10 protein-coding genes are annotated in these 12,278 nt (G+C 43.5%); 7 read left to right on the top strand and 3 right to left on the bottom strand.

Annotated elements, in window-relative coordinates; genetic code table 11:
* Nucleotides 1–193: 193 nt before the first annotated feature.
* The 3 genes from spoIIIJ to rpmH form a co-directional block, all read right to left on the bottom strand.
* On the bottom strand, nucleotides 194–940 hold the full coding sequence (spoIIIJ, locus tag RG959_RS03550) for a YidC family membrane integrase SpoIIIJ (RefSeq protein ID WP_342795981.1): 747 nt from the start codon (nucleotides 938–940) through the stop codon (nucleotides 194–196).
* Between the two features lie 48 nt (nucleotides 941–988).
* Nucleotides 989–1,333, bottom strand: coding sequence for a ribonuclease P protein component (gene rnpA, locus RG959_RS03545; RefSeq protein WP_251271143.1), 345 nt, complete (start codon nucleotides 1,331–1,333; stop codon nucleotides 989–991).
* 124 nt (nucleotides 1,334–1,457) lie between these two features.
* Entirely contained in the window at nucleotides 1,458–1,592 is a 135-nt protein-coding gene (rpmH, locus tag RG959_RS03540; RefSeq protein WP_046180646.1) for a 50S ribosomal protein L34, read from the bottom strand.
* Between the two features lie 586 nt (nucleotides 1,593–2,178).
* On the opposite strand from rpmH, the gene dnaA reads away from it, so the two are divergent.
* The 7 genes from dnaA (at nucleotide 2,179) to RG959_RS03505 (ending at nucleotide 12,093) form a co-directional block, all read left to right on the top strand.
* On the top strand, nucleotides 2,179–3,534 hold the full coding sequence (gene dnaA / locus RG959_RS03535; RefSeq protein WP_342795980.1) for a chromosomal replication initiator protein DnaA: 1,356 nt from the start codon (nucleotides 2,179–2,181) through the stop codon (nucleotides 3,532–3,534).
* A gap of 191 nt (nucleotides 3,535–3,725) precedes the next feature.
* Nucleotides 3,726–4,862 (top strand): DNA polymerase III subunit beta, encoded by a 1,137-nt coding sequence (gene dnaN / locus RG959_RS03530; RefSeq protein ID WP_315693672.1) that lies wholly within the window; start codon nucleotides 3,726–3,728, stop codon nucleotides 4,860–4,862.
* 93 nt (nucleotides 4,863–4,955) lie between these two features.
* Nucleotides 4,956–5,192 (top strand): S4 domain-containing protein YaaA, encoded by a 237-nt coding sequence (gene yaaA / locus RG959_RS03525; RefSeq protein ID WP_050180215.1) that lies wholly within the window; start codon nucleotides 4,956–4,958, stop codon nucleotides 5,190–5,192.
* Nucleotides 5,193–5,215: 23 nt separating this feature from the next.
* A complete protein-coding gene (gene recF / locus RG959_RS03520) occupies nucleotides 5,216–6,334 on the top strand; it encodes a DNA replication/repair protein RecF (protein ID WP_342795979.1) in 1,119 nt (372 codons plus the stop codon).
* Between the two features lie 38 nt (nucleotides 6,335–6,372).
* Complete coding sequence (gene gyrB, locus RG959_RS03515; protein WP_342796409.1) at nucleotides 6,373–8,292, top strand: DNA topoisomerase (ATP-hydrolyzing) subunit B; 1,920 nt, start codon at nucleotides 6,373–6,375, stop codon at nucleotides 8,290–8,292.
* A 169-nt stretch (nucleotides 8,293–8,461) separates the two neighbouring features.
* Nucleotides 8,462–10,927: a DNA gyrase subunit A gene (gyrA, locus tag RG959_RS03510; protein WP_342795978.1), complete on the top strand. Its 2,466-nt coding sequence runs from the start codon at nucleotides 8,462–8,464 to the stop codon at nucleotides 10,925–10,927.
* Nucleotides 10,928–11,028: 101 nt separating this feature from the next.
* Nucleotides 11,029–12,093 (top strand): HD-GYP domain-containing protein, encoded by a 1,065-nt coding sequence (locus tag RG959_RS03505; RefSeq protein ID WP_342795977.1) that lies wholly within the window; start codon nucleotides 11,029–11,031, stop codon nucleotides 12,091–12,093.
* The last annotated feature ends 185 nt before the right edge of the window (nucleotides 12,094–12,278 follow it).

Below are 12,278 nucleotides of genomic sequence, written 5' to 3'. Positions count from 1 at the left end.
TTGCCTATTCGCTTTTATTTGATTCCCTAAATAAATAGAATATCACAGCTGTTCACTGAAAAAAAGGCATATGTTCATCCACATGTTGATAACTTTTTTCTTTAAACGCACGTTTATGTATGGAAAGATAACCCTTTTTCTACATAAAAAAAAGACATTGCGATGTTAGCAATGTCTTTTCTTCTACTCATTATTAAAGGCCAGCATCCTGAACCGGCTTGTTTCTGCCAATAATTAACGTTTGAATAATCATAAAAATACTGCCGACTACCCAATACAAAGCAAGTGCCGACGGCAACGTAATCCCGAACACGATGATCATGATCGGCATTAAGTACAGCATCATTTTCATTTGCGGATTATCACTTGCAGGTCCTGCCATCATTAGTTTTTGCTGAAAAAAAGTAAAAACACCAGCTAAAACAGATAAAATAATATCCGGCGAGCCTAGATCGAACCATAAAAAAGTGTGGTTTTTAATTTCGCCCGTCCGCATAATGGCTTGATAAAGCCCAATGATGATCGGCATTTGCACTAAAATTGGGAAACATCCAGCCAGCGGGTTTACCCCATGCTTCTGGAACAGCGCCATCGTTTCCTGCTGCAACTTTTGCTGTGTCTGCGCATCTTTTGATTTGTATTTTTCTTGAATTTTCTTAATTTCAGGCTGAATCTCCTGCATCGCTTTAGCACTTTTTGTCTGCTTAATCATAAGCGGCAAAATAATGATCCGAATAATGATCGTAACAACGATAATACCAAGACCGTAGCCGCCTACGAGGTCAGATGTAGCGGTAATAAATTGTGAGAGCGGATAAATGACGTATTCATTCCAGAATCCTTCACTTTCTGCTGTAATTTCTTGGTTTACTTCCGTACATCCTGCCAGCAGGACGGAAAAAAGAGCCACGACCAAGAATGAAAGCGTTCTTTTCTTCAAGCGGTTGCTCCCCCTGTCATTGGCTGAATTCCTGCTTATTCATTTGGATTATTTTCGCTGAAGCGCTCGCGCCAGTTTCAGTACATGTATTAAGCTTGTTTTTATTTCTGCGCAGGACATGTCCACTGCCGGCTTACGGGCAATAATAATAAAATCCCAGCCAGGCTGAATTTCTTCTTTTAATTCCGTAAAGCTCTGTCTGATGCAGCGCTTAATGCGGTTGCGCATCACAGCATTGCCCAGCTTTTTGCTGACAGACAAGCCGATCCGGAACGGAACATTCTGCTCTTTTTTATACATATATACAACAAATTGGCGATTTGCGAACGACTTCCCTTTGCTGAAGACCGTTTGAAAATCATTGTTTTTTTTGATGCGGAATGATTTTTTCATTTATGCCACCTGCCGGCTTTTCATTCATATAGAACAAAGGCGGACTTGACAGCTTTCTGCCACGCCGCCTTTGCGGACCATTTCTAGCAATCCTAAAAAAAGACCACTGAAATGGTCAGTGGTCTTATGCAGATAGTACTTTTCTGCCTTTAGCACGGCGGCTTGCTAAAACACGGCGGCCGTTTTTAGAACTCATGCGTGCACGGAAACCATGAACTTTGCTTCTTTTACGTTTGTTAGGCTGGTACGTTCTTTTCATATTAAAACACCTCCCTGAGGTTTTCGAATTCATATTTTCAAAACAGTCTTTGTTAATTATAAGGACCAGAGGCCATCCTGTCAACCACCTTTTAAAAGCCTCAAAGATCCAAATTATTTTACTGTCTTTTTGATGAGGAATGCAGGTTATACAAAAAGTATCATATCTTGCCCCATTTTCCATCTGTGGACAGCAATCGACGGCATTTTCGATTATCCACAACTTCTTCAATGGTTCTTTCACAAGTCCTCACCCTGTGGACAAACATTTTCACAAGGAGAAAAAGCCTGTGGATAATTCATTGAAGTGATTGCAGAGTCTCATTTTTTCTGCTATTATTATTTTGTTTTCACTCTGGATAACTAAATTCGACATATTATCTATCCACAGCTGTGGATAATATGTGGAAAAACAATAAACAGGGTGTTTTTATTTTTATCCACAACCTGTAGATTTTGTCGAAAAACTAGTTTTATCTTATTATATATTTATTCACAAACATTGTCATGCATAATTATGAATTCTTAACGGAATGGGTTGTACAAACATTAAACAAACTGCACTGACAGTCAGTAAGGAGGGGCCAATGGAGAACATCGATGATTTATGGAATAAAGTGCTGGAGCGTATCCAGGCGCGAATTAGCAAGCCAAGCTACGAAACGTGGGTGAAGTCAACCAAAGCGCATTCGCTTCACGGAGACGCTATTGTAATAGCGGCACCTAACTTTTTTAATCGTGATTGGCTTGAGGGGCATTATACGCATTTAACGTCCGAAATTATTGATGAATTAACAGGCGAAAAGCTTGATGTTTACTTTATTTCGCCAGATGTTCACGACATGGAATCATATGTACCGCCTTCGCATCGGGCTGTACAGCCGGCTCCACCGCCAAAGCCAAGCGGGGAATCAACCATCCAAAGTATGCTGAATCCAAAATATACATTCGACACGTTTGTCATCGGATCCGGCAACCGGTTTGCCCATGCAGCTTCTCTTGCAGTAGCAGAAGCACCGGCCAAAGCGTATAATCCACTGTTTATTTACGGGGGAGTAGGATTGGGCAAAACACACTTAATGCATGCAATCGGGCATTACGTGCTTGAGCATAATCCCGACGCTAAAGTGGTGTATCTGTCCTCGGAGAAGTTTACGAACGAATTCATTAATTCCATTCGAGACAATAAAGCGGTGGAGTTCCGTAATAAATACCGCAATGTTGACGTCCTGCTTATTGATGATATTCAGTTCTTAGCCGGAAAAGAACAAACACAGGAAGAATTTTTCCACACATTTAATACGCTGCATGAAGAAAGCAAGCAGATTATCATTTCCAGCGATCGGCCGCCAAAAGAAATCCCGACTCTTGAAGATCGACTTCGTTCCCGGTTCGAGTGGGGGCTTATTACAGACATTACACCGCCGGACCTTGAAACGCGGATTGCCATTTTGCGCAAAAAAGCCCGCGCTGAAAACCTTGACGTGCCAAATGAAGTGATGCTGTATATCGCCAATCAAATTGATACGAATATTCGTGAGCTTGAAGGCGCATTGATCCGGGTCGTTGCTTACTCTTCTTTAATCAACAAAGAAGTGAACGCGACAGTAGCAGCAGATGCTCTAAAAGATATTATTCCAGGGGCTCGTCCAAAATCCGTGACCATTCCGGATATTCAGCGGGTAGTCGGGGAGCAGTACGGCATCCGCCTGGAGGATTTTACAGCCAGAAAGCGGACAAAATCGGTTGCTTTTCCAAGACAGGTAGCCATGTATTTGTCACGCGAATTAACGGATTTTTCACTGCCTAAAATTGGCGAGGAGTTTGGAGGACGTGATCACACGACCGTTATTCATGCCCATGAGAAAATTTCAAAGCTCATGGAAACAGATCCTGCTGCCGCTCAAAAAATAAATGAAATTATCACCATTTTAAAAGCTTAATAAATTGTGAATAAAAAAGGGCGCTCATCAACAGTCTGTCCACATGTGGATAGGCTGTTGTTTCTTCGTTTTTGCATACTTATCCACAAATCAACAGCACCTACTACTACGTCTATTATTTTTTTAATATAAAAATACTAAATTCGCAGTTAAGTGAATTGTTATATCAAAATAATTTCGGAGGGATCCCCATGAAATTTTCGATACAAAAAGACCGGCTTGCTGCTGGCGTACAAGATGTCTTAAAGGCAGTGAGCTCAAGAACAACCATTCCCATTTTGACCGGTATTAAAATTCATGCGTCAGATGAGGGGATCACCTTAACCGGAAGCGACTCCGATATTTCGATTGAATCGTTTATTCCAAGTGAAGAAGGGGATGTATCCATTGCCTCGATCGAGCAAACAGGGGGCGTAGTTTTAAATGCCCGTTTTTTCAATGAGATTGTCCGCAAGCTGCCGGCTTCGACGATCGAATTTGAAACGTCCGCTTCTTTTCAAACGATCATTCGTTCAGGACATGCGGAATTCAGCTTGAACGGCCAGGATGCAGATGAATATCCGCATTTGCCGCAAATCGATGACGAGAATGTTTTTAAACTGCCGGCTGATCTTGTTAAAACATTGATCCGGCAAACGGTATTTGCTGTATCTACTTCAGAAACGCGTCCGATTTTAACGGGTGTAAACTGGAAAATTGAAAATGGCACGCTTATTTGCACCGCTACGGACAGCCATCGTCTGGCTCTTCGTAAAACAGCGGCAGAAGGGCTTCCATCAGGAGAATACAACGTCGTGATTCCTGGAAAAAGCTTGACGGAATTAAGCAAAATTTTAGATGACACAAATGAGCCGGTTGAAATCGTCATGACAGAAAACCAAGTATTGTTCCGTTCAAAGCATGTTTTGTTTTTCTCGCGGCTGCTTGACGGCAACTATCCTGACACAACCCGCTTGATTCCTGATGAATACAAAACAAAAATTGATTTAAATACAAAAGAATATCTGCAAGCGGTAGACCGTGCTTCTCTCTTAGCGCGGGAAGGGCGGAACAACGTCGTGAAAATGAGCAGCGAGGACGGCGGGATGGTTGAGATTTCATCGAACTCACCAGAGATCGGAAAAGTAACCGAGCAGGTAAACAGCTTGTCGTCTGAAGGAGAGGAATTGAAAATCTCATTCAGCGCAAAATATATGATGGATGCACTCAAAGCAATTGAGGGGAACGAAATTGAAATTCAATTTACAGGCGCAATGCGTCCATTTGTGATTCGTCCGCTTCATGATGATTCAACACTTCAGTTGATCCTGCCGGTGCGAACGTATTAATTCAAACTCCGGAAAAGCGGGGCATATTTGCGCCGCTTTTTTTGTATTTATGTTAAAATAAAGTACTAAGATGTTTACGGAGGAAACCACATTATGATGACAAAAAAAGCTGAAAACGAGGAATTTATCACCCTTGGCCAATTTCTGAAACTGGCTGGCATTATTCAAACTGGCGGCCAGGCAAAATGGTATCTAAGTGAACACGAAGTATACGTTAACGGAGAGCTTGATGACCGAAGAGGAAGAAAGCTGTATGAAGGGGATGAAGTGGAAATTCCTGGAGATGGTGTATATGAAGTAGGATTTGGAACAGAGGAAGAAAGTGATTAAGGGCCGTCGAAAGGTGTTTTTGCATGCACATTGAACAACTGGCTTTAGAGAATTACCGAAATTATGAATCACTCCTCGTTGAGTTTGATAATACTGTAAATGTCATCATTGGCGAAAATGCCCAAGGGAAAACCAATATCATCGAATCCATTTACGTGCTGGCTATGGCTAAATCGCACCGGACTTCGAATGATAAAGATTTAATTCGCTGGGAAGCGGAGTATGCTAAAATAAAGGGAAGAGTGCAGAAAAAGCACCAATCGCTCCCGATTGAGCTTCTGATCTCCAAAAAAGGCAAAAAAGCCAAGGTTAACCACTTGGAGCAGACGCGTCTCAGCCAGTACATCGGCAACATGAATGTCGTGATGTTTGCCCCGGAAGATTTAACATTAGTAAAAGGCAGTCCGCAAGTAAGAAGGCGGTTTATTGACATGGAAATCGGTCAAGTATCGCCTGTGTACCTGCATGACTTAAGCCTTTATCATAAAGTGCTGCAGCAGCGGAATCATTATTTAAAACAGCTGCAGACGAAAAAAGCATCTGACTTGACGATGCTTGAGGTTTTAACCGAACAGCTTGTTGAGCTGGCAGTAAAAGTAACAAAAAAGCGCTTTGAGTTTATTCATCTGCTTCAAAAATGGGCTGGTCCGCTTCATGCCGGTATTTCAAGAGGGGTTGAAGAGCTGGCTATTGTGTATGAGCCGGCCGCTGGGATAAAAGAGGAGCAGAGTGACGAGCAAATAAGGTCGGCTTTGCTGGATCTTTTCCAGAGAAGCCGGACGAGAGAAGTAGACCGGGGTGTGACATTAACCGGTCCGCATCGCGACGATCTCCTTTTTTATGTGAACGGAAAAAATATTCAAACGTTTGGATCGCAAGGGCAGCAGCGGACAACGGCGCTTGCTGTAAAGCTTGCTGAAATCGAGCTGATTCAATCGGAAATTGGTGAATACCCGATTTTGCTGCTGGATGATGTGCTATCTGAGCTTGACGATTACCGCCAGTCACATCTGCTGAATACGATTCATGGAAAAGTGCAAACGTTTGTTACAACAACAAACACGGACGGCATTGAGCATGACACGTTAAATGCCGCCTCTGCCTATAGCGTTACCGCTGGGGCAGTAACCAAAATAAAGTAAGATTATTTTACCGAAAGAGAAGGTGACTGGATTTGACTATGGACCCGCAAAATACGACACCTTCCTATGATGAAAATCAAATACAGGTGCTCGAAGGACTTGAAGCTGTCCGAAAACGTCCTGGTATGTATATTGGTTCAACAAGTGTAAAAGGACTTCATCATCTCGTCTGGGAAATCGTTGATAACAGTATCGACGAAGCACTGGCCGGGTATTGCGATGAAATCAACGTCATCATAGAAGAAGACAACAGCATTACTGTAAAAGACAATGGACGCGGCATTCCGGTCGGGATTCATGAAAAAATGGGACGCCCGGCGGTAGAGGTAATTTTAACCGTCCTGCATGCCGGAGGTAAATTTGGCGGCGGCGGCTATAAAGTATCCGGCGGACTTCATGGTGTTGGTGCTTCTGTTGTAAATGCACTTTCTACACTTCTAGAAGTATATGTACACCGTGACGGAAAGATTCATTACCAAGCATTTAAACGCGGTGTGCCGCAGGGAGATTTGAAGGTAGCAGGCGAAACAGATGTTACCGGTACACACATTCACTTCCGTCCAGACAGTGAGATTTTTACAGAAACACTCGTGTATGACTACGATACGCTTGCTCAACGGCTTCGTGAACTTGCTTTCTTAAACCGCGGTATTAAAATTACGCTCGAAGACAAACGTGGAGAAGGCAAGAAAAATGAGTATCATTACGAAGGCGGTATTAAATCATACGTTGAACATTTAAACCGTTCCAAAGAAGTGCTTCATGAAGAAGCGATCTTTATGGAGGGCGAGCGTGAAGGAATTCAAGTTGAAGTAGCCCTTCAATACAACGACGGCTATACAAGCAACATTTATTCATTCGCCAACAATATCAGCACGCACGAAGGCGGAACGCATGAATCTGGCTTTAAAACGGCTTTAACACGTGTAATCAACGACTATGCCCGGAAAAATGGCCTTGCAAAAGACGTTGATGCCAATTTAACAGGAGAAGATGTCCGTGAAGGTTTAACGGCCATTGTTTCCGTGAAACACCCGGATCCGCAGTTTGAAGGTCAAACGAAAACAAAGCTTGGCAACTCAGAAGCAAGAACGGTGACAGACAACGTTTTTGCCGGCCGTTTTGAAACATTTATGCTTGAAAACCCGAATACGGCTCGGAAAATTGTTGAAAAAGGCATGATGGCAGCTCGGGCAAGAATGGCTGCGAAAAAAGCGCGGGAGCTGACGCGGCGCAAAAGTGCGCTCGAGGTATCCAGCCTTCCTGGTAAACTGGCTGACTGCTCATCACGCGATCCGAAAATCAGCGAATTGTATATCGTAGAAGGAGACTCTGCCGGCGGTTCAGCCAAGCAGGGGCGTGACCGCCACTTCCAGGCTATCCTGCCGCTGCGCGGAAAAATCCTGAACGTTGAAAAAGCGCGTCTTGATAAAATTTTGTCAAACAATGAAGTGCGGGCAATGATTACAGCACTCGGAACAGGGATCAGCGAAGAGTTTGACTTGGAAAAAGCACGTTACCACAAATTGGTTATCATGACGGATGCGGACGTGGATGGCGCCCATATCCGCACGCTGTTGTTAACATTCTTTTTCCGCTACATGCGTCCGCTTATTGAAGCGGGGTATGTGTATATTGCCCAGCCGCCGCTTTACAAAGTACAGCAGGGCAAAAATATCAGCTACGCATACAACGACCACGAGCTGGATGAAATCATGAAAGACATCCCGGCAAATGCAAAACCGAGTTTGCAGCGTTATAAAGGTCTTGGAGAAATGAATCCGGCGCAGCTATGGGAAACGACCATGGATCCATCCACACGTACACTGCTCCAGGTAACCCTGACAGATGCGATGGAGGCCGATGAAACATTTGAAATTTTAATGGGCGATAAAGTAGAACCGCGCCGTAATTTCATTCAGGACAACGCACGCTACGTTAAAAATCTTGATATATAAGTTTAAAAAGCGCCCGTAAGCCGCGGGCGCTCCCGCTTTTTAATAACACCTAAGTTCTAGGCGCCAATCGGCTGAAAGCTCATTGAATATGGGCGGCAAGGACAGGCTTGTCCCATGCTTGTCACCGATAAATGGGCGCCTTGTACTTTTCTTAAAAGGAGGATTTTTCATGGCTGATACGCCACACTCGAACGTAAAAGAGATTAATATAAGCCAGGAAATGCGTTCATCGTTTCTTGATTATGCGATGAGCGTTATCGTATCCCGGGCACTTCCGGACGTGCGCGATGGCTTAAAGCCGGTGCACCGCCGTATTTTGTATGCGATGAATGATCTCGGCATGACAGCCGATAAAGCGTATAAGAAGTCTGCCCGGATCGTTGGTGACGTTATCGGTAAATATCACCCGCACGGGGATTCAGCTGTATACGAAACGATGGTACGGATGGCGCAGGACTTTAACTACCGCCATATGCTGGTTGATGGACACGGAAACTTCGGTTCAGTTGACGGCGATGCGGCCGCGGCGATGCGGTATACAGAAGCCCGCATGTCCAAAATTGCCATGGAGATCACACGTGATTTAAACAAAGACACTATTGATTACAAGGACAACTACGATGGCTCTGAGCGTGAGCCCGTTGTGTTACCGGCGCGTTTTCCGAATCTGCTTGTAAACGGCGCTTCCGGTATTGCGGTCGGTATGGCAACCAACATTCCGCCTCACCACCTTGGAGAAGTCATTGATGCGCTGCTTGCTGTCAGCAAAAACCCGGATATGTCTGTTCTGGACTTAATGGAATTTATTCAAGGACCTGATTTTCCAACAGCAGGTATTTTAATGGGCCGCAGCGGCATCCGCCGTGCCTATGAAACAGGCCGCGGTTCGATTATTTTGCGTGCCCGTACGGAAATTGAAGAAAAAGCAAACGGTAAAGAAACGATTATCGTGACAGAAATCCCGTACCAAGTAAACAAAGCAAAGCTCATTGAACGTATTGCGGAGCTTGTCCGTGAAAAGAAAATCGACGGCATTACCGATCTTCGTGACGAATCAGATCGTGAAGGTATGCGAATTGTGATGGAAATTCGCCGTGATGCCAATGCGAGCGTTGTATTAAATAATTTATATAAATACACAGCTATGCAGACAAGCTTTGGTATTAACATGCTGGCGCTTGTAGACGGCCATCCAAAAGTACTCAGCTTAAAAGAGTGCTTAAAGCATTACTTAGCGCATCAGCAGGAGATTATCCGCCGGCGTACGCAATTTGAATTAAATAAAGCCGAAGCACGCGCACACATTTTAGAGGGTCTTCGTATTGCTTTAGATCACATAGATCGCATTATCGCATTGATTCGCGGCTCGCAGACAACAGAGGCTGCCCGCGAAGGCTTGATGGAGCAGTTTGGTTTATCTGAGAAACAAGCTCAAGCCATCTTAGATATGCGTTTGCAGCGCTTGACCGGCCTTGAGCGTGAAAAAATCGAAGAAGAATATCAAAACCTTCTTGCAGTGATTAAAGAATTAAGAGCCATTTTAGCGGACGAGGAAAAAATTCTTCAAATTATCCGTGAAGAGTTGACTGAAATTAAAGACCGGTACGCCGACAAACGCCGGACAGAAATTACCGATGGAGCGCCTGGTGATTTGCTGGATGAAGATTTAATTCCGGTTGAAAAAGTTATTATTACATTAACCCATAAAGGATATATTAAACGTCAGCCAATCTCGACTTACCGGAGCCAGCGCCGCGGAGGCCGTGGTATTCAGGGGATGGGAACAAATGAAAATGATTTTGTTGAGCAGCTTCTGACAACCTCAACCCATGATACGATTCTGTTCTTTACAAACAAAGGGAAAGTGTATCGATTAAAAGGCTATCAGATTCCAGAATTCAGCCGGACGGCAAAAGGAATTCCGCTTGTGAATCTGCTTGGCGTCGAGCAGGATGAGTGGGTGAATTCGATGCTGTTTGTCGAAGAATTCACAGAGGATTCGTTCCTGTTCTTTGCAACGAAGCAGGGAATTGTAAAGCGGACACCATTAATGGATTACGCGAATATTCGAACAAACGGCTTGATCGCTTTGAATATCCGGGAGGAAGACGAGCTCATTTCCGTGCGGCTTACAAATGGTGAAAAACATATTGTAATGGGAACACGCGATGGCATGCTGATCCGTTTCCCGGAAGACAATGTCCGTTCCATGGGACGCACATCAACAGGGGTAAAAGGCATTACCTTATCTGATGGAGATTACGCGGTTGGAATGGAACTCGTAGAAGAAAATGATTATATTTTAATTGTTACCGAAAATGGATACGGCAAATTAACGCCTGAATCTGAATATCGCATTCAAACACGTGGTGGAAAAGGGCTTAAAACGCTGAATATTACCGGCAAGAACGGGGCACTCATCGCAGTTAAGACGGTTACAGGTGAAGAAGACCTGATGCTTATGACCATGGGCGGCGTCATGATCCGGATGGATATTGCCAGCATTTCCGTTACTGGCCGAAACACGCAGGGGGTTAAGCTGATCCGCCTTGGTGAAAATGAAACAGTGGCAACCGTAGCAAAAGTGGAAAAAGAAGAAGAATCGCTCGAAGAAGAAGAAGAAATAGAAGAATAAAAACACGGCACAGGTATTTCAAAATACCTGTGCTTTTTTGTCTATCATTTGTCTGTGATTTTTCTTATAATTAGGTACAAAGATGTAAGAGGAGGCAGGGAATGTACATAAAAGTTGAAGACATCAAGCCCGGATACCAGGTGAAAGAAGCCGTCATGGCTGCGACAGTCAATCCCATCATTGCGGCTGGAACGATTTTAACAGATCAGCATATTCGTTTTTTGCACGCTTTTTCTATAAAATCCATTGATGTACTAGCAAAGGAAGAGCAGCCAGAGGCGGTGCTGCATTCTTCAGATTCATTCAATCGTGTACTGCAGGCTGCAGATCGGATAGAGCAGCTTTATTTTAAGACATTAAAAAGTGTAAAAGAAGAATTTCAGCGGTGGCAGTCAGGGATGAATGTAGATATTGCTCGAATACGTACAATCATCCTGCCTATACTTGAATACATGTTAGAACATCCGGGGGAACTTGAAAAAGTCTCATCATACTCTAAAAAAGACGAGTATCTTTATCACCATACATTGGCCGTCAGCCTGCTGAGTGGACTGATTGCCCAAAAACTCCAGTACGATAGAGGATTGATTGTTCAGGCAGCATTAGCCGGATTTTTAGCTGACTGCGGGATGTCAAAAATAACAACCTCCTTATTAACAAAAAAAACGGCCCTGACAGAGGGTGAATACAAAGAGATTCAAAATCATCCAGTGGTCAGCTACAAAATGGTGAAAGACTTAAAACTTCTCAAACCGGAAGCAAAGCTGGCTGTTTATCAGCATCACGAGCGGATGGACGGATCTGGTTATCCGGCAGGTACGAAAGGAAAATCAGTGCATATACTTTCACAAATAGTAGGACTGTCTGATACCTTTCATGCTTTAACAACAGATCGATTATTTAAAGGCAGGCAGTCTGTATTTAAAGCAGTTGAAATTATCCAGCAGGATTTGTTTGGCCAGTTTGATCTGTCGATTACAGAAGTATTGTTTTCGCTGACAGTCGAGGTTTCACAAGATATGCAGGTGACGTTATCAGATGGCAGCAAGGGCAAAGTCATCTTTGTGCCGCCTGGGAATAAAACAAGACCGATGATTCAACTTCCAAATGGAGATATTATTGATTTGGTTCAAAGGAGAGATTTATACATTGAAACAAGAGACTAAAAAACAGCCATGAAAAAAAGGCTGTTTTTTTTATAAAAAAGCTTGCTCTTTGTTTTTATACATGGTATATTATTTAAGTCGCCAGATGATGACGGCAAAACAAAGCGAATTGAACATTGAAAACTGAACAAAATCAATAAAAACGTCAACGTTTTAATTTTTATCTTCCATTAAAAACACCCCGT

The sequence above is a fragment of the Domibacillus sp. 8LH genome (assembly GCF_038806185.1).
Classification (GTDB): domain Bacteria; phylum Bacillota; class Bacilli; order Bacillales; family Domibacillaceae; genus Domibacillus; species Domibacillus indicus_A.
This window is presented reverse-complemented; position numbering and strand designations above follow the sequence as displayed.